At 62.9% G+C, this 24,686-nt stretch carries 21 protein-coding genes; 11 read left to right on the top strand and 10 right to left on the bottom strand.

Features of this window, described 5'->3' with window-relative positions:
• Positions 1–58: 58 nt before the first annotated feature.
• From HNW77_RS01185 to HNW77_RS01175, 3 genes are all read right to left on the bottom strand, one after another.
• Positions 59–2,554 (bottom strand): phosphocholine-specific phospholipase C, encoded by a 2,496-nt coding sequence (locus tag HNW77_RS01185; protein ID WP_172154603.1) that lies wholly within the window; start codon positions 2,552–2,554, stop codon positions 59–61.
• Positions 2,555–2,623: 69 nt separating this feature from the next.
• Positions 2,624–4,816 carry a TonB-dependent receptor gene (locus tag HNW77_RS01180; protein ID WP_276592057.1) on the bottom strand — a complete coding sequence of 731 codons (2,193 nt, stop codon included), beginning with the start codon at positions 4,814–4,816 and terminating at the stop codon, positions 2,624–2,626.
• Positions 4,817–5,115: 299 nt separating this feature from the next.
• Complete coding sequence (locus HNW77_RS01175; RefSeq protein WP_172154601.1) at positions 5,116–5,310, bottom strand: hypothetical protein; 195 nt, start codon at positions 5,308–5,310, stop codon at positions 5,116–5,118.
• A 271-nt stretch (positions 5,311–5,581) separates the two neighbouring features.
• Here HNW77_RS01175 and HNW77_RS01170 point away from each other — a divergent pair, with 271 nt between their 5' ends.
• Positions 5,582–7,180 (top strand): B12-binding domain-containing radical SAM protein, encoded by a 1,599-nt coding sequence (locus HNW77_RS01170; RefSeq protein WP_172154599.1) that lies wholly within the window; start codon positions 5,582–5,584, stop codon positions 7,178–7,180.
• A gap of 71 nt (positions 7,181–7,251) precedes the next feature.
• On the opposite strand, the gene HNW77_RS01165 is transcribed toward HNW77_RS01170, so the two are convergent.
• Positions 7,252–8,538, bottom strand: coding sequence for a DEAD/DEAH box helicase (locus HNW77_RS01165; protein WP_172154597.1), 1,287 nt, complete (start codon positions 8,536–8,538; stop codon positions 7,252–7,254).
• A gap of 265 nt (positions 8,539–8,803) precedes the next feature.
• On the opposite strand from HNW77_RS01165, the gene HNW77_RS01160 reads away from it, so the two are divergent.
• Complete coding sequence (locus tag HNW77_RS01160; protein WP_241694218.1) at positions 8,804–9,616, top strand: class I SAM-dependent methyltransferase; 813 nt, start codon at positions 8,804–8,806, stop codon at positions 9,614–9,616.
• A 165-nt stretch (positions 9,617–9,781) separates the two neighbouring features.
• Here HNW77_RS01160 and HNW77_RS01155 read toward each other — a convergent pair whose 3' ends face one another.
• The 5 genes from HNW77_RS01155 to bdcA form a co-directional block, all read right to left on the bottom strand.
• Positions 9,782–10,084, bottom strand: coding sequence for a hypothetical protein (locus HNW77_RS01155; protein ID WP_241694217.1), 303 nt, complete (start codon positions 10,082–10,084; stop codon positions 9,782–9,784).
• Between the two features lie 146 nt (positions 10,085–10,230).
• Complete coding sequence (locus tag HNW77_RS01150; protein ID WP_172154595.1) at positions 10,231–10,671, bottom strand: SRPBCC family protein; 441 nt, start codon at positions 10,669–10,671, stop codon at positions 10,231–10,233.
• A gap of 31 nt (positions 10,672–10,702) precedes the next feature.
• Positions 10,703–11,464 carry an SDR family NAD(P)-dependent oxidoreductase gene (locus HNW77_RS01145; RefSeq protein ID WP_172154593.1) on the bottom strand — a complete coding sequence of 254 codons (762 nt, stop codon included), beginning with the start codon at positions 11,462–11,464 and terminating at the stop codon, positions 10,703–10,705.
• A 150-nt stretch (positions 11,465–11,614) separates the two neighbouring features.
• Positions 11,615–12,247 carry a TetR/AcrR family transcriptional regulator gene (locus HNW77_RS01140; protein WP_172154591.1) on the bottom strand — a complete coding sequence of 211 codons (633 nt, stop codon included), beginning with the start codon at positions 12,245–12,247 and terminating at the stop codon, positions 11,615–11,617.
• Between the two features lie 63 nt (positions 12,248–12,310).
• Positions 12,311–13,024: an SDR family oxidoreductase gene (gene bdcA, locus HNW77_RS01135; protein ID WP_172154589.1), complete on the bottom strand. Its 714-nt coding sequence runs from the start codon at positions 13,022–13,024 to the stop codon at positions 12,311–12,313.
• A gap of 512 nt (positions 13,025–13,536) precedes the next feature.
• On the opposite strand from bdcA, the gene HNW77_RS01130 reads away from it, so the two are divergent.
• Genes HNW77_RS01130 through HNW77_RS01100 form a run of 7 tightly spaced genes read left to right on the top strand, consistent with a single transcriptional unit; the run spans position 13,537 to position 21,610 of the window.
• The gene (locus HNW77_RS01130) at positions 13,537–13,917 is read left to right on the top strand and encodes a hypothetical protein (protein WP_172154587.1); all 381 of its coding nucleotides are present in this window, start codon (positions 13,537–13,539) and stop codon (positions 13,915–13,917) included.
• A gap of 11 nt (positions 13,918–13,928) precedes the next feature.
• Entirely contained in the window at positions 13,929–15,176 is a 1,248-nt protein-coding gene (locus tag HNW77_RS01125) for a TolC family protein (RefSeq protein ID WP_172154585.1), read from the top strand.
• Complete coding sequence (locus tag HNW77_RS01120; protein WP_172154583.1) at positions 15,173–16,330, top strand: efflux RND transporter periplasmic adaptor subunit; 1,158 nt, start codon at positions 15,173–15,175, stop codon at positions 16,328–16,330. Before HNW77_RS01125 ends, HNW77_RS01120 begins: the two co-directional genes overlap by 4 nt.
• On the top strand, positions 16,330–19,404 hold the full coding sequence (locus HNW77_RS01115) for an efflux RND transporter permease subunit (protein WP_172154581.1): 3,075 nt from the start codon (positions 16,330–16,332) through the stop codon (positions 19,402–19,404). The genes HNW77_RS01120 and HNW77_RS01115 overlap by 1 nt, the downstream gene beginning before the upstream one ends.
• Positions 19,404–20,075 (top strand): response regulator transcription factor, encoded by a 672-nt coding sequence (locus HNW77_RS01110; RefSeq protein WP_172154579.1) that lies wholly within the window; start codon positions 19,404–19,406, stop codon positions 20,073–20,075. The genes HNW77_RS01115 and HNW77_RS01110 overlap by 1 nt, the downstream gene beginning before the upstream one ends.
• Positions 20,072–21,421 (top strand): sensor histidine kinase, encoded by a 1,350-nt coding sequence (locus tag HNW77_RS01105; protein ID WP_172154577.1) that lies wholly within the window; start codon positions 20,072–20,074, stop codon positions 21,419–21,421. Before HNW77_RS01110 ends, HNW77_RS01105 begins: the two co-directional genes overlap by 4 nt.
• A gap of 51 nt (positions 21,422–21,472) precedes the next feature.
• Positions 21,473–21,610, top strand: a complete 138-nt coding sequence (locus tag HNW77_RS01100) for a hypothetical protein (RefSeq protein WP_172154575.1) — start codon at positions 21,473–21,475, stop codon at positions 21,608–21,610.
• Between the two features lie 166 nt (positions 21,611–21,776).
• Here the strand turns inward: HNW77_RS01100 and HNW77_RS01095 are convergent, their stop codons facing one another.
• Positions 21,777–22,442: a TetR/AcrR family transcriptional regulator gene (locus HNW77_RS01095; protein ID WP_172154573.1), complete on the bottom strand. Its 666-nt coding sequence runs from the start codon at positions 22,440–22,442 to the stop codon at positions 21,777–21,779.
• A gap of 100 nt (positions 22,443–22,542) precedes the next feature.
• Here HNW77_RS01095 and HNW77_RS01090 point away from each other — a divergent pair, with 100 nt between their 5' ends.
• Together HNW77_RS01090 and HNW77_RS01085 are read left to right on the top strand one after the other, a co-directional pair.
• Positions 22,543–23,949, top strand: a complete 1,407-nt coding sequence (locus HNW77_RS01090; RefSeq protein ID WP_241694216.1) for a coniferyl aldehyde dehydrogenase — start codon at positions 22,543–22,545, stop codon at positions 23,947–23,949.
• On the top strand, positions 23,946–24,617 hold the full coding sequence (locus HNW77_RS01085; protein ID WP_172154569.1) for an NAD(P)H-binding protein: 672 nt from the start codon (positions 23,946–23,948) through the stop codon (positions 24,615–24,617). Before HNW77_RS01090 ends, HNW77_RS01085 begins: the two co-directional genes overlap by 4 nt.
• Positions 24,618–24,686: the final 69 nt, after the last annotated feature.

Here is a 24,686-nt window from a genome sequence, read left to right as displayed (position 1 = left end):
GTGGAATTGCTCTAGCAGTTTTCAGGGCCACGGCACAGGCAGGGCAGGGACTGGCCGGTCAGGCCGGATGGGCCGCCCCCATGGCCGGGTCGGTGCGCCCCGGCTGCCCGGTCTCGATACGCCCTGCGAACTGATACAGCAGTTCCGGCTCATCCGCACTCGACACGGTAAGATCATACCACAGCATGCCCTGCATCAGGTCAAACGCCACGGCCACGCTGCCGCCCGCCGCCACATGCACCGCGCGCGTGGCACCGGAGGGGGCCATGGTGCAGGTCAGGCGCACGTTTTTCGCGCCATGGTTGCTGAGGGTCACGACCAGATCCTGCCCCGGCCCGCGCAGGTAGGTGCAGGCCGCCTGGAGCCGCAGGCCGCCCTTTTTGCCGCTATAGCGCCGGTAAAAGCCGTTGGGGGCATGCACGTCCACATCATAGACTCCGTTGCGGAAGGTGGACTGGGCAAAAGCCGCGTCAAGCGCATCGCCTGCTGCAACAGCATAGGTGCCCGCCTGCATGCCACTTTCGGCTGTAACGCCATGGCGATAGATATTGAACGGCACGCCCGCGGCACGGGCACCAAAGCGGGCCGTGCCCGCGCGCAGATGCACGGCCACCTGCCTGCCATCCGCCGAGACCCCGCCATCGCAATACGGTTCATAGGGCAGGGGGGAAGCAGCCCGCGTGCCGGATTCCTGCATCACGCTTTCCCGCACCTTGGCCGGATTGTTGCGCAGGGCGGCAATCGTGGCATCGTCAAGGGCCCGGTAGCCACCTGGCAGGGGCCGGTTGCGCGCGCTCTCGATGGTGTGCAGATACGCATCGCGCTCAAGGAAAGGCAGGTGGGGCACGCTGCCATCATAGGGGCGGAAGCACGATGTCAGGTCGCCGCTGATGGCCCGCCGCCACGGCGAGATATTGGTCTCGGTCACGTCCTTGCCGAATCTGGCATGCACGAAAGCCTCAAGGAAACGCAGCGTGGAGGTATGCTCGAACAGCTGCGAGTTGACCCATCCCCCCCGGCTCCAGGGCGAGGCAATGACCATCGGCACGCGAAAGCCCAGCCCGATCGGCCCGCTGCGCGCAAGGCGCTCTGGCACGCCACGGTCGATTTCATCCTGCGCGCTGGTATATTCCAACCCCTTCTGTCCGATACGGCGTGATGACACGCCGGTTTCAGGCCGATTGGGGTCGGGGGCGGCATAGGAACAGCAATGGTCGAAATACCCGTCATTTTCATCATAGGTCATGATGAAGATGGTTTTCTTCCACACTTCGGGGTTTTCGGTCAGGATATCCATGATCTCGGATACGTACCACGCCCCGTACCAGGGCGAGGTCGGATGATCGGAGAAATGCTCGGGCGCTGCCAGCCATGACACGGTGGGCAGCCTGCCCGTTCTCACATCGTGGCGGAACTGATGCAGCACGTCGCCCTTGGGCGCCTGCATGTGGATGGCCTTGCCGCCATCATGGAATTTCAGTTTTTCCAGCTTGCGGTAATTCCTGTCGCCCGTGTTGGTTACGAAGGCTTTCTCGAACAGGGCGCGTTCCGCAGGCGTCAGTTTCTCCGGTGTCTCGCCCACAGCAGCACGGCGGCGCGTGAGCACGGCCAGCAGGTTGCGCGCTTCGGCCAACTGTTCGGCGTGCGTGCCCGATACGAGCATTTCATGCGTGTTCAGCCGGTCGATATGGGTCTGGCATTCACTGATGCGCTCCTCAAGCCACGCGCCAAAACCGGGATTGGCGCCAACATGGTACTGATCGAAGCACTCGAGCACATTGCACCCGAAATTGGAGAGCCACGCCCGCTCCGGCCCGCTCATGCCGCCTGATTGCGAGAGTTCGTTCTGGTAGAATTTCCACGCAACGCCCGCCTGTTCCAGCCGCTCGGGGAAGGTGCGCCACGTCATGCCGCCTTCCAGGATCTCGCCATTGCGCATGTACACGTTCGACGTGGGGTCCTGCCGGTCGCGCACCGTGCCGGTCCAGAACAGCAGGCGGTTGGGGGTGGTGCTGGTCATGGCGCCACAGTAATTCTGGTCACATACCGTAAAGGCATCGGCCAGGGCGTAGTAAAAGGGCAGGTCCTCGCGCGTGTAATGCCCCATGGTCAACGGATAGCGGGCATACTCCCTGTGGTGCGACTTCTTGGCATCAATCCACCGGTCATGGCCGCCCCTGTTCCACGCATCGACCTGGCTGTCGCGGGAGTGGGGGATGGAGCCCATCCATGTCACGCGCGTATCGCGGATATTGAGCCGCCACGGCAGGTAGGTCTCGCCAGACTGGCTGGACTGCACAAACGCCGGGTTACCGTTGGGCAGGCGCATGGCACGCGGGTCGTTGAACCCGCGCACGCCCTGCAGGGTGCCAAATACATGATCAAAAGAGCGATTTTCCTGCATCAGGATCACGACATGCTCGGCATCCTGCCAGGTGGAACCGACGTCGGGCGCGATGGCGAAGGCCCGGCTGATGGAGGCGGGCAGGCGGGAGGATGCTCCCGCGGCACCGGTCAGGAGGGCATATTTCAGGAAATCTCTACGTGTCGTCATGGTTCGCTCGCGCAGCAGCAGCAGCAGCAGCAGTAGTAGGGATGGATCGGGGGAGGCGGGGGCAGGCTATCAGAAATTGGCGGAAAGGGTCGCCATGACCACGAAGGGCGCGCCGATGACATAGGTGGGCGCAGAAGACTTGCCGCCAACACCTGCCGCCGCCGTCGCATTGGTTGTGTAGGAATACATTGAAGAGAGGTAATGCTCGTTGCCAAGGTTGGTCAGGTTGATCTTGAGGCGCGGCTTGACCCGGCCAACCTGCGGCAGGGTGCGGCCAAAGCCGAGATTGGCCGTGACATAGCTGGGAATGCTCTCATCGTTCATGAGGGTGGCATACTGGGAGTCGGTATACTGCAAGGTGAAATTGCCGAACCATTTGCCATCATTATACGTCAGGCCAAGGGAGCCGGAAAATTTGGGCGCGCCCACTTCCTGCTTGCCCTTGGTCTGCAGATAACCGCCGCCATAGGCAATGTTGTTGCCATTCTGGGTGTACATATACTGCCCCGAGGCATAGAAACTGACATGGTGCCACGGGCGGGTGGCGAGTTCGGCCTGCAGGCCCCACGCTTCAAGCCCGCCCGCGTTGATCACCTGCGAAATCTCGGTCGTGGTGCCCGGCTGGTACGTTTCCGATGAGACCTGATGGTTCGTTACATTGTAATGAAAACCCGCAACATTGGCCATGAACAGGCCGCTGTAGCGGTAGCCCAGTTCCTCGGTAATCATGTATTCGGGCTTGTACTGGCTCATGGCCATCTGCAGGGGCTTGCCGGTCGTGTAGCTGTATTCGGGCAATTGCGAACTTAACGAGGCGGGCAGATGGTAGCCCGTGGTGCCATTGACGTAGATCTGGTGGTTGGGGTTGAAGCGGTAGCTGATCAGCACCTGCGGGGCGGGGATGAACAGGTTGCGGATGGACGGCGCCGTGCTGACCCCCGGCAGGTCCTGTGTGAACTGGCGGCTGACCATGGCCATGCGGATGCCGCCATCAATGGTCAGGCGGTCATTCAAAAACGACAGTTTATCATCAACGGCAAAGCTGTTGAGCTGCTGCTTGCCGTTTTCGTTATCTTCACCGATGGGAATGCCGCCTGCGGTCAGGTACGGCTCGGACGTGCTCCATTGCCCCTTGCCATTGACGGGATAATAGCGGTCGCGCGCGCCTTCGGTTGCGTATGAATACCAGTAGGAGAACGTAAGCGTATTGAATTTGTGGTGCCATTTGCCAACCAGCGTCAGGCCGGATGATATTGTGTACCAATCCGAAACTTCTGCGGCGGTCAGTTTCTTGCTTGTCGGATCATAGCCGGGCAGGTTCTTGTAATTATCAAGGTATTTATATTTTTCAGACCCGACATAGCCGCTGGATACGGCGAGATTGCTTTCGCCGTATTCATACGGGCCATGGAATTCGACCGAATAGGCCTCGGCATCAAGGCTGAGGCCATGCCCGAAGCTGAAATGGTTTTTCAGCGCGCCATATATCGACCCCGTGTTCTTGCCATCAAGCCCGGCATAATGCGTGTCGCCTTCATAATACTGGTCATTCAGCCCATAATTCGTGCCATAGGTTTTCCAGTTGGCCATGGAGGGATAGAGCCATTCATTCTGCCTGGCCTGGGTCCAGCCAAATATGGCTTCCGTTTCATTGCCCTTTGACCATGTCTTGACCAGGGCTGCATCGACATGCCACTTGCGTACCTCGCCCGTGCCGCGCCACATGTCGCTGCGCGCATAAGACCCCGATACAAAGGCCCGCACCCCTGAATGACCGATTTCACCCGTATCATAGCGGATGAAATCCTTGTTGGTGCTGTAAGACCCGCCGGAGGTCGACGCATAAATGTTCTGCTTGGCGGAAGGACGCCTGATGGAGGTTGAAATTTCAGCGCCCGTGGCATTGTAGGTGGGCGAATTGATATCAACCGCGCCCTGCATGACATTGATCTGCCCGATGTTCTCGCTATCAACGAGCGAGGGGGTATAGGTGCTGTAGGTAAAGGGGTTGGCGCCCGGAATGCCCTCGAACGTGACGCCGATCTCGGACTGGCCCATGCCACGGATATGGATGGTGGAGAAAGAGGTCGTCAACGGGCCTTCACTGGCCGAGACAACACCGGGCAGCGTCTGGATAAGGGATTCAATCGTGGATGTTGGCGATTGCATGTCAATATAGTCATGCGTAAGCGAACTGACCGTCTTGGGCGTGGTGTGATAGGCCATCATGCCGCCGCCTGCTTCTTTATGCGTGGCGTGCACGGCAATCTTTTCCCCATCCTCCCGCATCCTGTCGTGATGCGGATCGGCGGTGGCATGGTCTGTCTTTTTTGTGCCACCGTGCCGGTTATCGGTTTTTTCTTTGGCAAATGCCGTTGTGTTCTGGGCAAAAAAACAGACTGCACTCAGAAGTAAAACTTTTCTCATTGCCATGGGGCGTTCCAAAATGAATCTTAATGGAGGCCCTCTAACAAATTCCCTGTTCTGTTTATACACCGCTATATTCTATTTCATCTTAACTTCATTCAATATTCTTAAAAATTTCATATTCGAATGTGTCATCATGCCGGCCCGTGCCCGTCTTCCGGTTCAGACACGGCAACATCGAATTCCCTGCCCGGAAACACGCCGCCTTCATATTCCATGAATTGCGGCAAGAGCAGCCTGCCTGTGGCCAGCACGTCAATGCAGGTGCCGTTGAAAGCGATATGGGACAGCCAGGGCAGGCTCAGGGGTGGATTACAGCCCTTGCCCATTGGGTCGGGGCTCAGGGTTTCCGGTCCATGCACAGGGCTGTTACACTTTGAAAAGGGACATATCCGGCATAGCAAAGGCTCTTTTCTCGCTATTGCGGGGCAGGGGGTGTAGAAGCGGGCCTTCATCCTGATGGAAGATCTTTATGACGACCGTGTGCCGGACTATCGCCATTTCACCACTGCGGGATCCACCCATCCACGTATGCCCCACCCCCGATCGGGGAGGCCGTTCTGATCATGCGAAGGAGGCACGCCAAAGGATTTCATCATAATGACCGAAACCTGCAAGGTCCTGATGATCTTCCCGCTTTTCAACGCCAATTCATTCTGGAACTACAAGGAAGCCTGCGACCTTGCGGGCGCACGCTATCCGGCGGCCCCCCTTGGCCTGGTCACGGTCGCAGCCCTCCTGCCCCGGAACTGGCAAGTCCGGCTGGTCAACCGCAATACCGAAGACCTGACGGATGCCGATTACGACTGGGCCGACATGGTCATGACCGGCGGCATGCTGCCGCAGCGCAATGATGCGCTGCACATCATCGAGACCTGCCGCGCGCGCGGCAGGCCGGTGGTGGTGGGTGGCCCCGACGTGACCTCCAGCCCATCGCTTTACAGCGCCGCCAATTTTCAGGTTCTGGGCGAGGCCGAGGAGATCATGGAGGATTTCATCGCCGCCTGGCGCAGCGGCGTGCGGCAGGGCGTGTTTGAAGCCCCCATGGGCAAGACGGATGTGACCAAAAGCCCGTTGCCGCGCTTTGACCTGCTCAAGCTGGACCAGTATCTGCATGTGGGCATCCAGTTCTCGCGCGGGTGCCCGTTCAGTTGCGAGTTCTGCGACATCATCGAACTCTATGGCCGGGTGCCGCGCACCAAGACCAATGCTCAGGTCATGGCCGAACTCGATGCCCTTTACGCGCTTGGCTACCGGGGCCATGTCGATTTTGTCGATGACAACCTGATTGGCAATAAAAAGGCGCTCAAGAAATTCCTGCCCGACCTGAAGCGCTGGCAGGATGAGAAGGACTTCCCCTTCGAATTCTCGACCGAGGCCTCCATCAACCTCGCTGATGACGCCGACCTGCTGCGCAGCCTGGCCGACACGAACTTCTTCGCGGTGTTCGTGGGCATCGAAAGCCCGGATACGGACTCCCTGGTGCTGATGCAGAAAAAGCAGAACACGCGGCGCAGCCTGCAGCAGAGCATCGAGACGATCCACAGGGCCGGCATTTTCGTCAATGCGGGCTTCATCGTGGGGTTTGACAGCGAGAAGGGCAGCGTCGCGCCGGGCATGATCGAATGCATCGAGGATACATCGATCCCGGTCTGCATGGTCGGCCTGCTTTATGCCCTGCCGACAACGCAGCTGACGCGCCGCCTGCTGGCCGAAGGGCGGCTGTTTTCGGGCAGCGAGCAGACCCAGTCGGGCGACCAGTGCACGGCGGGGCTGAATTTCGAGACAAAACGCCCGCGCCGCGACGTGCTGAGCGATTACAGGACGGTGCTCAGCACGATTTATGACCCTGTCGCCTATTTCGGTCGCGTGCGCAGGCTGGGGCGCCTGCTCGGGCGCAAGCGTAGCCACCGGATGGTGAAGGGCGATCTGCGCAGCTTTATAAGGCTTATGTTCCGTATCCATCGCGCAGGACCGGGCACAGCCGGACAGTTCTGGCGCATGCTGCTGGACTGCGCGCTGCATAATCCCAAAGCATTGCCCTATGTGGTCATGACAAGCGCGCTTTACCTGCATCTTGGCCCGTTTGCGCGGCAGGTTGTCAGCGAGATCGATGGCGAGATCGAAAATGTTGATACGGGGCACTGGCAGGCGCCACCGATGCTCAGGCCCGTTGCGGCGGAACCTGTGCCTGCCTGAGCCGACCAAGGTTTACCGGCGCGGGAACGGGCCGAGCCGCCACCGCGCCACTATCCCGCCAGGCAGGCAAATCAGGCCTTGGCGGCCCTGGCTGCCGCCCGGGCGGCGTTCTTCTCTTCCTCGGTCCAGATCTTGCGCTCGCGCGTTTTCTGCGGCTTGACCTGCTTGACCGGGCCACCCCCAAGAACAGGGGGGCGCATGGTGGAGTGGCGCGCGGCCTCGGAATGCCACGGATGGTCCGCCCGCACATCAAGCGTGCGGCCGATTTCGCGCTCCACGCCATGCAGCCAGGCGCGCTGCTCGGCATCGCACAGCGTTATGGCAAAGCCCGTGCGGCCCGCGCGCCCGGTGCGGCCAATGCGGTGGACATAGCTTTCGGGCAGGCTGGGCAGGTCATGGTTGAACACATGCGTCACCGTATCGACATCAATGCCGCGGGCCGCGATGTCGGTGGCCACCAGAACCTGTGCCGCGCCACAGCGGAAGGCCTCGAGCGCGCGCTCGCGCTGCCCCTGTGACTTGTTGCCGTGCAGGGCCTCGGCCGTAATCCCCGCCTCGGTAATGAAGGCGCAGACCTCGTTGGCGATGTTCTTCTGCAGGGTAAAGACCACGGCCTGGCCCATGCCCGGCGTGCGCAGCAGTTCGAGCAGGGCGGCCTTCTTGTCAGCCGCATCGACAAACATGACTGACTGCTCGATCCGCTCCACGGTGGTGGAGGGGGGCGTAATCTCGACCCGAGCCGGATCACGCAGCAGGCTCTCGGCCAGAACAGTGATGGATCTGGGCATGGTGGCCGAGAACAGCACGGTCTGCCGGTCTGCGGGCAGGGTTGCGACAATACGCTCGATGGGCTTGGCAAAGCCCATGTCGAGCATCTGGTCGGCCTCATCAAGCACCAGCGCCTCAAGCTGCGACAGGTCACATTCGCCCTGGCCAATCAGATCGAGCAGTCGCCCGGGGGTCGCCACGATGATGTCCACCCCCTCCTTGAGCGCATTGATCTGGTGAAACGGGCTGACACCGCCAAAAATCGTCGTGATGCCGGGCTTGAGATACCGCCCGAAACCCGTGAAGCCATCCGCGATCTGGGAGACCAGTTCGCGCGTGGGCGCCAGCACCAGCACGCGCGCGCCGCGTTTGGGCGCGGGGCGTGGATTCATGGCAAGGCGGTGGAGCAGCGGCAGCGCAAACGAGGCCGTCTTGCCCGTGCCGGTCTGGGCCATGCCCAGCAGGTCGCGGCCAGCAAGCAGCATCGGGATGGAGCCTGCCTGGATGGGGGTGGGGTGGGCATAGCCTTCCTCGGCCAGTGCGCTCAGGAGTTCTGGCGCCAGGGCAAGATCGGCAAAAGTCATGGACATGGTCAAGCAGCGCCTCCGGCGCTTTGTAAAGGCTACGCCTGTTCGGGCTTCGCTGGTGCGGGAGGGCGGACTATTACGGGGGGCACCGTGCCGCGTCAACGCAGCATGGCAGGCTGGAACTGGCTTTTGGGGAGCCTGAACAGAAAATGCGCAAGGAACGGAATTCCGGCAAAAGGGCAGGGCCGTCGCTGCTGGCCGGAATGACACAGGATGTGCTAGGCTCGAGGCCATAACACCATACCTGCGAGGATCGGGAAAAATGTCCATGCGCAACGCATTTTATGCCATTGCCGGCCTGGCTCTTGCCGGGCCAGCCATGGCGGCTTCCCCCGCCAGCCAGCCCCTCCATGAAGCGGTGAACGCCCCCACGCGCGATCCCGATCTGGTCAGGCGCGACAGCGCCCGCCATCCTTACGAACTGCTTTCCTTCTACGGCGTCACGCCGCACTCCACGGTTGTCGAGATCTGGCCCGGCAGTGGCTACTGGACCGAAATCCTCGCCCCGCTGCTGCGCGCCCATGGCACCTATTATGCCGCCATGGGGGTTGCCGATGGCACGAAGGTCGAACGCGAATACGCGCGCTGGCCCGCCGCCATGCAGGCCAAGATCGATGCGCATCCGGCACTCTATGACCAGATTCACTACACGCAGTTCGGGCATGATCACCCCGACCTCGCTCCGGCTGGCAGCGCCGATGTCATCCTGACATTCCGCAATGTGCATAACTGGATGAAGGATAACGATGCACCCGCGATGCTCGCAGCGGTGCACAAGGCGCTCAGGACCGGCGGCATCTTTGGCGTGGAAGACCATCGCGCCCGCCCCACCAGCCCGCAGGACCCCGCCGCCAGAAGTGGTTACGTGCGGCAGGATTACGCGATTGCGCTCATTGAACGCGCGGGCTTCAAGCTCGTTGGCACGTCAGAAGTCGCAGCCAACCCCAAGGATACGACAGACTGGCCAAAAGGCGTATGGACGCTGCCCCCCACATACGCACTCGGTGCCGTGGACCATGCCAAATATCAGGCGATTGGCGAAGGCGACAATTTTGAGTTGAAGTTCCAGAAAGTCGATTAGGTCGCCCCGACAGAAGAGGCGGTGACTGGCCCGCTTCTTCCGGCCGGGCGTGGGCAGGGGGCGCGGTCAGGGACATCTTCCCGGCTTTCTCCCTGCCAGCCATGTGACAGCGACAGCTTCCGTCAGGATTGGGCTACGGCTTGACGAGAGCCCTGTCAGCAGAACCTAGTCCAAAAGGGGCGTGCCCTGTACCGTGTTGCCAACAGGCGTATCGGGGGCAGGGAACATGGCGCGGCAGGCCGGGCGGAGCCGCTCGCGGTTGGCCTGCAGGCAGGCTGCAATTTTTTTCTTGTTGGGAATGTCCCTGCCGCAGAATTTGAAGGCATCGTTTTCACAGGCATGCGCTTCCCGCGCGCGGGTCGTTTCGGCGGCTTGGCATATGTTCATCCCCAACAAAATGAGCGCAGTGCCTGCCATCAGATTGATGAACGTCTTCCCGTCTGCATATCTTTTCATTCTGGCAGGCATCAACTTTCCTTTTCATCCACATAAAGACCAAGGATGCCCGTCACATGGCTCAGGCCGGGCGCCCTTTATCCATTTATATAAACGAAACGGTATCGTTCCTCAACGAGGCAAAACGGAGGGCACGGCATAGCGCGCCGCCCCAGCGATTATCTGCCACGGAGCCGGGCTGCCAGTGTATCGAATGCCGGCTGGTAGATCAGGGTTGGCATGCGCGCCTGCATGGCGGCGGCATGCTCCGGACGGGCCTCAAAGCGCCCCTTCCAGCGGATGAACGTGCGTGCACGGTCCGTTACAGGCAACAGCATGATGGTGGAGCGATAGTTCCAGATCGGCAGCGCTGACTCGATGATCGAAAACGTCACCGTATGATCCGTATCGGAAAGGGCAAGAAGCTGCTCGCGGATAAGGCCGACATCGCCCATTTCAACCCGCCTGATGGCACCGACACGCTCACCCGGGTCATTGCCTTCGATCTGGCAGCTTTTCACACCGGGCAGCCAGTCCCCGATCGCCCCGAAATCCCGGATATGGGGCCAGACAGAGGCAACGGGCGCATCGAGCACGGTGCTGGCCATGACGTCTATCATCGTATTTTTTCCTGGGCGCTGTAGGAAGGTATCAAAGCGACTGGCCGCCCGTCACCTCGATGCGCTGGCCGTTCACCCAGTGCATGTTGCCAGACAGAAGGGCTGCGACGGCTGCGCCAATGTCATCGGGCTGCCCCACGCGCCCAAGCGGCGTGATCTCTGCCAGGCTTTTGTTCACCGCAGCGTTGTCACGCACCAGCCCGCCCCCGAAGTCGGAGGCAATGGCACCGGGGGCTACTGCATTGACGGTAATGCCGCGTTCGCCGAGTTCCTTTGCCATGTAGAGCGAGATCACCTCCGTCGCGCCCTTCATGGCGGAATAGGGGCCGTGATCAGGCAGGTAGAAACGCGTGGCCGCCGAGGTGATGTTGAGAATACGCCCCCCGTCACGGATCAGCGGCAGCAGCGCCACGCTCAGCAGATACGGCCCCTTGAAGTGAATGTTGTACTGGTTGTCGAGCTGTTCGGGGGTCGCTGCATCAAAACGGGTGTGAATGATGTTGCCGGCATTTTGCACAACGTATTGCAACGCAGAGGGTGCAAGCTCGCCCTCAAGCAGCGTCCTGACCTGCGCCGCAAAGGCTGCGAAGGTGGTATGGTCTGCAATATCGAGTTTCAGCATGCGCAGCCTTGCGCGCCCGGTGCCGAGGTCTGCCTGTGCGGCCCGCGCCTCGGCTTCATTGGTGTGATAGGTGCCGATCACGTCAATGCCCGCCGCAATCAGATATTTGGCAATACTATGCCCGATCCCGCGATTGGCACCCGTGACAAGGGCTGCGTGCTTCTGGTTCATGACCGGCTTCCTTTGATTGCAGTGCATGGCGCGGGCAGGGGATGATCGTGCCAGACTTAAAGAGCAATCGATACATAAATAGGGAAGGGCGATCCGTCAATTATTTATGGATTGACCGATACAGATTAATTGGCGGAGCAGCCGCGCGGCCTATTGGGCGCGCGCGCCACCGGCAGGGGCTGGCGCGAGACTGTCCCAGACCTGCATGAGGGTCGTGATCGCCGCATCGAGCTGACCGGCCCCATCGCCATCCCTGGCTTCGCAGGCCATGCCGTGCAGAAAGGTTGCCAGCAGGGCAGGCAGGGTTTGGGTTGCGGGTGAGGCGGCCAGTTCCCCGCCTGCCACCGCGCGCTCCACGCAGGCGCGGATTCCCTTGCGGCTCCGCTCCCGCTCGGCAGCCAGCAGCGCCTGCACGGCCTGGTTTTGTGGCGCGCAGTTGCTGGCCCCGAGCACGATCAGGCAGCCGGCGGGGTGCGAGCGGGCTGTCTGCATGCGGGCGGAGCGGCGCAGGGTCTGTTCAATCGCATCCCGCGGGGCGAGCGTTTCATCCCATAGCGGCGCCATGACCTGACCATAGGTTGCCAGGTAACGCTGCACGACTTCGCGGAACAGCGCTTCCTTCGACCCGAATGCCGCGTAGAAGCTGGCGGGCGAAATATCCCCCATGCAGGCCTTGAGCTGGTTCAGCGAGGTCGGTTCATAACCCTGTGCCCAGAACAGGCTCAGCGCGGCCTCGAGCGCCTTGTCCCGATCAAACGCACGGGGCCGTCCTGTCCGGGCCATGTGGTGCCTCCCTCCGCGTGGATAAGTTTCCATACTAATCGGTCCGGAAATGGATGGCCAGCATCACGCGCTGAAGCCGCCGTCAATGGTCTGCATGGCCCCGGTAATGCCGCGCGCCGCATGCCCGGCGAGGAACGCGACATAAGCGGCAACATCCTCCGCGCAACCATGTTCCTTAATGGCCATGACGCTGTGCATGAGATCGGCCTCGGGGCCATTGGCCGGGTTCATATCCGTATCCGTCGGCCCTGGCTGAACGACATTGACCGTAATGCGCCGCCCCCCAAAGTCGCGCGCCAGCCCGCGCACCATACTCTGCAGGGCGGATTTTGTCATGCTGTAGGCCGCCAGCCCCCTGAAGGGCACCCGATTGGCGTTTGTCGAACCGATCAGGATGATCCGGCCGCCATCGGGCATGGCGCGGGCCGCTTCAACCGCGCCGTGATAGGCTGCGCGAATGTTGATGTCGATCATGCGATCAACGTCATCAGGGTTGAGCACCAGCGGATCACCGGCAATGCAGATCCCTGCGTTGAAGACGAAAATATCGATCGGCCCGGCGTCGCGCGTGGCGCCGAGGATGGCTGAACGGTCGGTTGCATCGGCCCGAATGGCCTGCGCTCCGGTCTCGCGGGCAATGTCTTCGGCCCTTGCGCGCGAACCGGCCCATGTGAAGCGCACCGATGCGCCATCACGGCTCAGGCGCCTGACGATCGCAGCACCAATGCCCCGGCTGCCGCCGATCACGAGCGCCTTCCTGCCTGAAAAAACACTCATTACCTTATTCCCTTGCGTTCTGGACCGATCAATACAGAACATGGAGGCAGCAGCATGCAAGCGAATTCTGTATTGATCGATATGGAACAGGTTCCCTCTGCCCACCTGCACTGAAGGGCCCTTGATGGCTCCAGCCACGCATATCGCAGCGATCGGTAGCTGAATCCGGGCCTCTACCGGACAGACCCTGCGGCATGCCCGCCCTGCGGTGACCCGGACTTGCATGAAATCAAGTCCCGCACCCTGTATTTCTCCTGGTAACCTGCTCCAGAAACGAAATGATAATCATTTTCATAATATAAATTTCCACTGTAGAATGAAGTGTTCAGGTTCGCGTCAGGTTTCTCTGCTATCGCTAAAGTGTCATCATCGTGATGGCAGGAATTTTACGCCAGATGGAGGAACAGACGCATATTATGCGAAGGATATTGCAGGGCAGCCTGTACACGGCCTGTATTTTCTTCCTGATGGTGCCGACCAGCCGGGCAGCGCGTGTGACAGAAGGCATATGCATGACAGTCTACAAAGGCATCCGCCTGCATGTGGATGGCATGTATGGCGGCTATCCCCATTCCGTACTGCGTGATGCCGTGCTGCAGGGCGTGGCGTGCCCCTCCGATGAGGCTGAACGGCATGCATTCGGTCTCATTGCCACCCCGCCGCCGCACCTGCGCATTTCCGTTACCCGCCCCATCGGGCAGGGGCAGCAGGGGGCGATTTCGGCCCGGCTGTTCTCGCAGGGGCATCTTGTCATCGGGGAACGCATGTCCCTTTCGCCCCTGGCGCGTTCGCAGTCCCCGTTTTCGGTCACGTCCGACATCAATCTGCTGATGGCGCGGCTGTGGAGCGATCTCGCCGAACGGATCAGCCATGGTGGTCCCGCCATTCCATGATGGCCTGAAGCATGAACCGCGCCATCCCCTCCATCGTCTCGATCGCCATGGCCTGCGCCCTGCCATGGATGGCCCTGGCCCAGGACGCCCGCCCTGGCCCATCCTTCCATGAAGCCGTCGGCATGGCCTGGGCGATCGATCCCGTCCGCACCGAACTTCAGGTCGGCCACCATTCCGCCCGCGCCCGCGCCAGCGCTGCCGGGTCATGGTTTGCTGGCGGCCCGACCCTGTCGGGTGAATACATGGATGACCACATGCTGGGCAGTAACGAAGGCTATACAACCTATCAGGGCGGCGTGTCGGTGCCGCTGTGGCTGCCGGGGCAGGGCAGCGCCACGAAACAGGTCGCCAGCGCGGAAGCAGCGTCGATTGATGAACAGCTCAATGTCGAACACATGGCGCTGTCCATCCGGGTGCTTGATGCAGCCGCCGCCGCCCTGATCGCCCGCAGCCGGGTCGATGTGGCCCGCACCCTGTATGATGCGACCGCGCGCATGGCCGCCAGCGCCACGCGCGCGGTGCAGGGGGGCGAACTGGCCGCGACCGACGGGCAGGTGGCGCAGGCGGCGATGGAAAACGCCCGCAACGAACTGGCCCTGGCGCAGGAGGAGGCCGAAAACGCGACCGCTGCGCTGGACGTGCTCCTCGGCCACCCGGTCGTGCCGGATCTCGCGCGTTATGGGGAAGGCGATGTCACCCACGCCCGCTTCATCGCCCCGCGTGACATGGAAGACAATGACCCCCGCATCAAGGTGGCGCACCGCAATGTTGAAGCCGCCGAGGCCAACATGAAGCTGGCGCGCCGTTCCTTCATGCCCAACCCGGAAATTGGCGTGGATGCCATCCATGAAAAGCAGTACGGCAGCCCGTGGGATGACCGCGTGGGGCTGAATTTCAGCATTCCCCTGCCCAGTGAGGTCCGCAATACCCCCATCATGTCCGAGGCACACAACCGGCTGGCCACGGCCACCAGCCAGGAAACACAGGCACGGCGCATGGTGCACCTGGAACTGATCCGCGTGCGCGAACGCCTGATCACGGCCACCACGGCACGGCAGGCCACCCGCAGCGCTGCCGAAAGCATGGAGAAGCGCGCCGCGGCGCAGGAACACGCCTGGCGGGCAGGCGAAGCCAGCCTGGACACGGCACTTGCCGCCCGGCAGGCGGCAGCCAATACCCGGCTGGCCAGCGCCCGGGCGGAGGTGGAGTGGCATGTGGCCAGCATCCGCATGCTGATCGCGACAGGCATCGTGCCATGAAGCCCGTTGCCGTTGCCCTCGCCCTGCTGTTGCTCATGCCCGGCTGCCTTCCGGCCCGGGCGGAGGAAGCCACGCTGCCGCCCGTGGTCAAGCTGGATGCGGCGGCACTCGGCAATGAAGGCATCAGCGTGGTCACGGCCACGCCCGGCACGGTTGCGCCCGTGCTGCCGGTCATGAGCCGGGTCACGCCCGATACGACACGGGTTGTGCACATCCACCCCGCAGGCACCGGCAAGGTGCTGGCGGTGCTGGTGCAGCCGGGCACGCATGTCGCGCGCGGGCAGGCGCTGGTGCGCTATCAGGATCACTCCCTGCATGTCGCGCGCCTGCAGGCAGCCCAGATGCGCGCCGCACTCACGGCGGCCATCGCGGCCCGCGCCGATGCCGCCGGTGCCGTGCAACGGGCGAAAGCGCTGGCGGGCGAGAGCATCTCCATGGCCGAACTGCGCCGCAGGCAGGACGTGCTGGCGCAGGCAGACGCCACCCTGCGCGCCCGGCAGGCGGATGTGGACACGCTGGGCCACCGCTTTGCCGAGGAGTTCAATTCATCATCGGAACAGGACAGCAAGGGCACGGAAGACGAGACCTCGACCCTGATTTCCCCGCTCGATGGCACGGTGCAGGCGATCAATACATCGGTGGCGGGCGACGTGGACCCGACCATGGATGTGGCGACCGTGGCCGACCTGTCCGGCATATGGCTTGTCTCCGACATCCCGCCCGACCAGGCGGCGCGGATCGGATCAGGCGGCCAGCAGGTGACGCAGGTACCCGGTGGCCCGCTCATCTCGCGTATCGATACGGTAGATGGCATGGCCAGCCCGCTGACCGGGCTGGTCCGGGTCATCAGCACCGTGGCCAACCCTGGCGGCGCCCTGGTGCCCGGCATGGTGCTGGATGCCACGCTGGCGCAGCGTGACAGCGTGGCGGGCATTGTCGTGCCGTCCGAAGCCCTTCAGCATATTGACGCGCGCAGCGTCGTGTTCGTGCGGGTGAGCGAAACCGATTACCGGCCCGTCGTGGTCGATGTAGCGCTTGATGACGGAACGCGGGCTGTCATCCGCTCCGGGCTGAAAGGCGACGAGCCGGTCGTATCCCATGGCAGCTTCGCCCTGCGCTCGGTCATCGGCCTTGCCGGGATGGATGCGGACTGATGGCGCACAGATACCTCGAGGCCCTGCTGCGCGCGCGCATGCTGGTGCTGGGCGGCCTGGGCCTGCTGCTGGCGGCGGGCATCATGGTGGTGCTTGGCCTGCCTGTGGAAGCGGTGCCCGATATTTCGCCCAGGCAGGTGCTCGTCTCGGTCGTCGCCCCCGGCCTTGCGACGGAGGAAGTGGAAAAGCTCATCACCTTCCCGCTTGAAGCCAGCATGACCGGCATTCCCGGCATGACCGACCTGCGTTCCGTCTCCCGCGGCGGGGTGTCGGTGGTGTATGTGCAGTTTGCCGACGGGACCGACATCAACCTCGACCGCACCCGCGTCAATGAACGTATCCAGCAGGCGCGCGCCAGCATATCCGTGCCCGGCATCACCGTCAGCATGGGGCCGCTGGCCACCGGCATGGGCGAGATCATGCAGTTCCAGATCCGTGGCGCCGGGCGCTCGCTCATGGACCTCAACCGCATCATGAACTGGACCGTGGTGCCGCAGATGCGCCTCGTGCCCGGCGTGGTGGATGTCAACGTCAATGGCGGGGCGGAGGAAACCTATGAGGTGACACTGGACCCCGCGCGGCTGATTGGCAGCAACCTGTCGGCAGGCGAGGTCTATCGCGCGGTCGATGCCAGCAATGCGGCATCGGGCGGCGGGTGGATCACCCACCATGCCGAACAGCAGAGCGTGGTCGGGCGCGGGCTGGTGGGTAGCCTTGCGGATTTTGGCAATATCGCGGTGCGCACCAACCCTGATGGGTCCGCCGTGCGCCTGCGCGACCTTGGCCGCATCACCACCGGCGCGCGCACCCGCCTTGGCGCGGTGACCCGTGACGGGCAGGGCGAGATCGTGATCGGCGTGGTGATGATGGAAAGCGGGGCCAGTTCCAACGCCACCCTTGCCGCGATAGACCGCGCCCTGCCGGGCATAAGGCAGGCGCTGCCCGCGGGCGTTACGCTGGAGCCCTATTACACCCGCGCCACCCTGACCGGGCAGACCATCGCCACCGTGCGTGACAACCTGTTGATGGGGGCGGTGCTGGTGGTGGGCGTGCTGGTGGTGGTGATCGGGAGCTGGCAGGCGGCGCTGGTCATTGCCTCGGTCATTCCGGTGGCGCTGGTCTGCGCCATGGCGGGGATGCGGCAGTTCGGCATCTCGGCCAACCTGCTCAGCCTTGGCGCGATCGATTTCGGCATGATCGTCGATGGCTCGCTGGTGGTGATCGAGCATGTGCTCTCCCGGCGCGAGGAAGAGCCGGAGATGGAATTCATGCCCCTCGTGGTCTCATCCGTGCAGCAGGTCATGCGCCCGGTGGGGTTCGCCATACTGGTCATCATCATGGTCTACCTGCCCATCCTGACCCTGCAGGGGATCGAGGGGCACATGTTCCGCCCCATGGCGCAGACGGTCATCATGGCGCTGCTGGCATCGCTTGCGTACTGCTTCATCTGCATCCCCGTGCTGGCCAGCCTTGCGCTGGCGCGCGTGCGGCCAGCGGGCGATACGCGGCTGATCGCCTTCATGCGCCGGCCCTACACGCGCATGGTGACATGGGGGGAAGGGCATCCGCGCCTGCTGTTTGGCGGCACGATCGTGGCGCTGGTCCTCTCGGCGGGGCTTGCCATGCGGCTGGGTGGCGAGTTCATTCCCCAGCTTGACGAGGGCGCGCTGGCGGTCACCACCACGCGGCTCCCCTCGGCCTCGCTTGACACCGTTCTGGCCTCGGTCACGAAGCAGGAGCAGATCCTGCGCCACTTCCCCGAAGTGCGCTCCGTGGTCAGCAATACCGGCACATCCGCCATCCCCACCGACCCGATGGGCATGAACGAGACCGACAGCTTCATTTTCCTCAACCCGCCCTCCACATGGAAAACCGCCCGCACGCAGGCCGGGCTTGTCGCCGCGATGGACGACACGCTGCGGCGCGAACTGCCCGATGCGCTGTATTCATGGAGCCAGCCGGTGCAGATGCGCATGGATGACCTGCTCTCTGGCGTGCGCACGCAGATTGCCGTCTCGATCTTTGGCGATGACCTGGCCACGCTGGCCGAACTGGGCAACAGGGTCGTGGCCGCCATGTCGGGCGTGAAGGGGGCGGCGGACGTGGCGGCTGCGGGCGATGGCACCGTGCCGCTGATCGTGGCCGACATCGACCGCACGCAGGCGGCAAGCCGCAACGTGGCGGTGCAGGACATTCTGGACACGGTGGAGGCGATTGGCGGGCATATCGGCGCCCGGCCGGTCATTGTCGATAACGCCATCATCAGCACGCAGGTGCGCCTTGACCCGCGCATTGCCGGTTCGACCGCCGCGATCGGTGCGCTGCAGGTCCGGCGCATGGACGGGCAGGGCAGCGTCATGCTCTCGCAGGTGGCGCATGTGCATGAAGTCGATGGGCCACCGCGCATAAGCCGCGACCGGGTGCGTCGGCGCATGGTGGTGCAGGCCAACGTGCGCGGGCGGGATCTGGCCTCCTATGTGGCCGAGGCACAGGCCCGTGTCGCACGCGACGTAAAGCTGCCCGCAGGCTATACCATGCAGTGGGACGGGCAGTTCCGTAACCTGCAATCGGCCATGCAGCGGCTGGAAATCGTGCTGCCCATCGCCCTTGGCCTGATCTTTGCGCTGCTGGTGGTGGCGTTCGGGGCCATACGGCCAGCGCTGCTGGTCTTCATCAACCTGCCGGTGGCGGCGACCGGCGGCATCGTGGCGCTGACGCTGCGCGGCCTGCCGTTCAGCATTTCAGCAGGGATCGGCTTCATCGCGCTGTTCGGGGTTGCGATCCTCAACGGCGTGGTGCTGCTCAGCGAGATCGCGGCCCTGCGCGCGCGCGGCATGGAAGTGGCGCAGGCGGCCTTTGCGGCGGCCGAATCCCGCTTCCGCCCGGTCATGGCCACGGCCCTTGTGGCCAGCCTCGGGTTTTTTCCCATGGCGTTTTCCGATAGCGCCGGAGCGGAGGTGGAACGCCCGCTGGCCAGCGTGGTGATTGGCGGGCTGGTCACCTCCACGCTGCTGACCCTGCTGGTGCTGCCATCACTTTATGCCCGCGTCATGCGCGAGAAGGGCCAGGACTGATGCGTATCCTGATTGTGGAAGATGAACATGACCTTGGGGCGGCCGTGCAGGAACGCGTGCGGCTGGACGGGCATGCCGTGGACTGGTTCACGACACTGGAAGACGCGCGCGCGGCCATGGCCACCGTGGAATACGACTTCATGCTGCTCGACCTTGGCCTGCCGGATGGCAACGGGCGCGACCTGCTGCGCGAGATCCGCCGTACATCATCGAATATCGCCATCCTCATCACCACGGCGGAGGACCAGATCAGCGACCGCATTGCCGGCCTGTCCGAAGGGGCGGATGACTATATCGTCAAGCCCTATGACCTGAACGAACTCGTGGCCCGCATAGCCGCCGTATCACGGCGGTATGCAGCCCCGCGCAGGCGCGCGCGCTACCGGATTGGCGATATTACGATCGATCGGGAAAATCGTGCCGTATCGCGCGGGGACCAGGTGCTGGACCTGACCGCGCGTGAATGGGCGATCATGGAACTGCTGTCGCGCCATCCCGGCCGGATCTATTCCCGCCAGCAGATCGACACGGCCCTTTACACGCTGGATCAGGATGTGGACAGCAACACGGTTGAAGTGTTCATAAGCCGCCTGCGCAAGAAGGTGGGCAACATGACCATCAGGACGGTCCGTGGCCGCGGGTACTGCCTAGCCGATGGCGAGGCCGCATGAAAAGCTGGAGCCTCGCCACCCGCATTGTCAGCAGCGTGCTGAGCGTGGTGACCCTCAGCCTGCTGGCCCTCAGCCTGGCCGTGGCTGGGTTCACCCGCTACGAAATAACGGAACGGCTGGACAATTCCCTGCAGGAGGTTTCCGAACGGTTGCAAGCCACCATCGCCACACAGCCCCACGGACCACACGATACCGTTGCATGGGTGCCCGGTGTCGGGCCACGGACACTGGCCTATCAGGTCGTTGACCAGTCAGGGCACGTGGTTTTGCGCTCACAGAATGCGCCGGTCCAGCCTTTTGTGCCCGACATCCATACCGGGTTTGCCGATACGCCGCGCTTCCGGGTCTATGTTGCGGCCCCGACCGCCACCGCCTATCGCGTGCTGGTAGGGGAGCCGACATTGCACCGCCGTGGCGCCACATGGCGCGCAACGGCGATCGCCATCGTGCCCATCCTTGTGTTCCTGCCTGTCATCTGGCTGCTGGTCCGCCTTATCGTGCGGCGCGCCCTGCGCCCGCTGGACCGCCTGCATGATGAAATGCAATCGCGTGGCAGCGGCAACCTGCGGCCCATCCCCGCGCTTGACCTGCCTGTCGAGCTCGTCTCCATCGAGCATGCCGTCAATACCCTTCTGGCCCGACTGGAGACCGCGCTCTCCACCGAGCGGGCCTTTGCCGCCAGTGCCGCGCATGAACTGCGCAATCCGCTCGGTGGCCTGCTGGCGCAGGTGCAGATGCTGGGCCGCATGGTGCCGGAAGGTTCGGACGCGGGCAGGCGGGTGGACCTGATTGCCGGGCGCACCCGCCAGTTGGGCCGGACGGTGGAAAAACTGCTGCAGTTTTCGCGCGCCTCATCGGGCATCGCCTTCCGGCGCAATCGCTTCGATGTGATGAGCGTGCTGTGCGTGCTGGCTGACGATATGGAGCCGAATGCGCATGATGGGCACGGCATCATCCTGACCGCAAACGGAATCAGCCATATATTCGTGCATGGCGATATGGATGCGACCGGCATCATGCTGCGCAACCTGCTTGAAAACGCATTGCTGCACGGGGGGCGTGAGACGCCCGTGCATGTGACCGTGATGCCCGACGGCCGCATTGACATCACCAACGACTGCCCGGCACTGGCGCCGGACATGCTGGCGCGGCTGACCAGCCCGTTCGTGCGCGGCGGAACAGGCACGCGAGGCAGCGGCCTTGGCCTGGCCATTGCCAGCAACATCGCCCGGCAGATGGATGTGACCGTGGACCTGCGCTCCCCCCTGGCCGGGTCAGGCAGGGGATTTGGCGCCTGCATCACCTTTCCCGACCCGGACGTGACGCGGTCACCTGATGAAGCCTGAGAACCGGGCGCAAGAAGCAACCTGCGCGGCAGCCCTGACAGGAGACCCCGCATGGCCATGGAACGCAGGCAGGCCGGACCCCTGATGTCGGGGGCTGTTGCGCTGGCTGGTGAAAGGCAGGGCATGTCGTCGCCTGCACGACTGGCGCGGGTAGCGCCGGGGGGCATGGAGCGGCAGGCAGGAAAATGACTGGCCGATCCATGTAAATCGCCCCCGCCAATGCGCTGTCGCAGCAGTTACCGACCGTGCTGACCGAGGCATCAATGCCAGCCAGTGCCAGGCATCTGGTCGATCGGATCGACCGCTATTGTGATGCACGAAGTGCACCATCTGGCGGATATGCGCCATCAGTTCCCTATCGCGTCGGGCATGTATGCTCGCTATGGCCGCCTGATGCTGGAACGTGGACGGGACAATCGGTGCGGCACATGCCATCGAGCAATACCTCCAGCGCGGCCGGGATCGGGGTTGCCCCGACCTTTTCTTCCAGCAGTTGATTGCTGATCGCCAGCATGGCCAGGCCATGCACCTGCGCCCAGCCTGCCGCGGCCAACGCGCTTACAGCAACCGGACGGAAACTTCCGTCACGCTGGCCCCTTTCCAGCAGATCCAGAAGAATCCCGAAGGTCTTCATGGCCGCATCATGCAGTTGCGGGTCTATCGTCTTGTCGGCATCGGAACTGAACATCAGCCGGTAAAGACCGGGGTTCTGGCAGGCAAACCCGATACAGGCCTGCGCCGCAGCCATGAAGTGCGCGCGCGTGGACGGCAGCCCCGGAGACATGGCCCCTGTCAGGCTCTCCCCCAGTCGAATAAAGCCGATCCGGGCCAGTTCGCGTAACAACGTCTCACGATCACGGAAATGCTTGTAGGGCGCCGCGTGGCTGACACCCGTGCGCCGGGCCACCTCCCGCAATGTAAAAGTCCAGTTCTGGTCTTTGGCCAGCATGTCCAGCGCCGTGCCGATCAGGGCGCGGCGCAGGTCACCGTGATGATAGGGGCGGTCCGTGGTTTCACGCATTCGCGAGGTCCATGTTTACACAAGAAACTTTCATTGACACCAGATCGTCATGCTTCATATCCTGCCTGCATAAGTTTCTCCTGTAAACATGGAGGACGCGATGTCCGATGTTACATCCACTGACCTGCACCATATTCTCGACCGCCAGCGCGCGGCGTTCCTGCAGGCCGGGCCACCCGACCTGAAACAGCGCCGGACCGATCTGCGCCGCCTGAAAGCTGAAATCCTCAAGCAGCGCACCGAGATCGTGCGCGCCCTGAAAACGGATTTCGGCCAGCGCTCGGAACGCGAGAGCGCCATCGTGGAACTGATCCCGCTGGTGCAGTCGATCAATTACATGATCGCGCATCTGGGGTGCTGGATGAAACCGCAGCGCCGCCACGTCTCGGCCTATTTCCAGTGCGGTCGTGCCTGGGTGGTGCGGCAGCCGGTGGGTGTGGTGGGCATTATCGCGCCGTGGAACTATCCGGTCTCGCTTGCCCTCGTGCCGCTGGCCACGGCGATCGCTGCCGGTAACCGGGCCATGCTCAAACCATCGGAATTCACACCGGCCACATCGGCAGTCATCGGCGAGATCGTTCAGGCCATCTTTCCGCCAGAGCAGGTTTCTGTCGTAACCGGCGATGGCGATGTGGGGGCCGCGTTCTCGGCCCTGCCGTTCGATCACATCCTGTTCACCGGCAGCACGGCGGTCGGGAAGAAGGTGGCCGAGGCAGCGGCGCGCAATCTGACCCCGGTCACGCTTGAACTGGGCGGCAAGTCACCCGTGGTGATCGCGCCCGGCTTTTCCATGCAGCGGGTGGCGGACCGCGTGGCATTTGGCAAGCTGACCAATGCCGGGCAGACCTGCATCGCGCCGGATTACGTGCTGGTGCATGAAAACGACCGGGACGCTTTTGCCACGGCCTATCAGGACGCCGTGAAAAGGCAGCATCCGAACGGTTATGCGGGGTCGCCTGATTATACGGCCATTCTCAACATGCATCATTACGGGCGCCTGAACGGTCTGATCGACAATGCCGCGGCACAGGGGGCGCAGGTTATCCGGCTGGGCAGTGATTCAGCTGCAAATCATGTCCTGGCGCCCGTGCTGCTGCTGGATGTGACACCGCAGATGGCGGTCATGCAGGAAGAGATTTTCGGACCCGTCCTGCCCGTGCTGACCTATCGCACGCTGGATGACGCGATTGCCTTCATCAACGCGCGCCCCCGGCCCCTGGCCCTGTATTATTTTGGCGATAACCGCATTGAACGCGACAGGGTGTTGAAGAACACGGTTTCAGGAAACGTGACGATCAACGGTACACTGATGCATTATGTGCAGGACGACCTGCCATTTGGCGGCGTGGGGGACAGTGGCATCGGGGCATATCATGGCAAGGAAGGCTTCATGGCGCTCACGCATGCCCGGGGCGTATACCGACAGGGGCGTTTCAATGCGGCAACCCTGCTTCAGCCACCCTTCGGCAGGCTTGCCGATACCATCACCAATCTGATCCTGCGATGACGACGCGCGTTCTGCTTATCGGGGGCACCGGGCTGATCGGGCATCTCGTTGATGCGGCCCTTGCCACGCGGCCCGATACCATCGTCACCAGCCTGACACGCCGGCAATCATCCGGCGCCGATCATGTCATTGATTTCGAGCACCTGTGCGCAGCACCCGAAGCGACATTACAGGCTGTGGCCCCTGCCAGCGCTGACGTGGCGATTTCGTGCCTGGGCACGACAATGCGCGCTGCCCGATCGCAGGCGGCCATGTTCCGCGTCGATCATGACTATGTCCTCGCTTTTGCCATAGCGGCGCATGCGCTTGGCGCACGCCGGTTCATTCTCGTATCGTCCGTAGGGGCGGGTGGACCCGGTTTTTACCTCAGGACCAAGGGCGCGATCGAGCGCGACATCAGGGCACTCGGTTTCAGCCGCGTGGACATCCTGCGCCCCGGCATGCTGCTGGGCCACCGTGCACAGGCACGACCGATGGAGGCGATCGGGCAACGACTGGCGACGGTTCTGGCACCACTTATGGTCGGCAGGCTTTCTGCATATGGCGGCATTGATGCGAAAACCGTTGCGAAGGCGATTGCCGGGCTTGTGGAGCAGACGGGTGATGGATGCCGGATGTATGACAATGCGGACCTGCGCCGCATCGCCCGTCAGGCTGCAAGCCGATGAGAATGCCCGGCTTGGAAGCATCGGGTTCCGAAAGCAGGCAAGCAGGAAAGCAGGCAGGCAGCCAGATGG

Source organism: Komagataeibacter melomenusus (genome assembly GCF_013155395.1).
GTDB lineage: Bacteria > Pseudomonadota > Alphaproteobacteria > Acetobacterales > Acetobacteraceae > Komagataeibacter > Komagataeibacter melomenusus.
The sequence above is the reverse complement of the archived record's forward strand: the minus strand, read 5'-3'. Positions and strand labels throughout refer to the sequence as shown.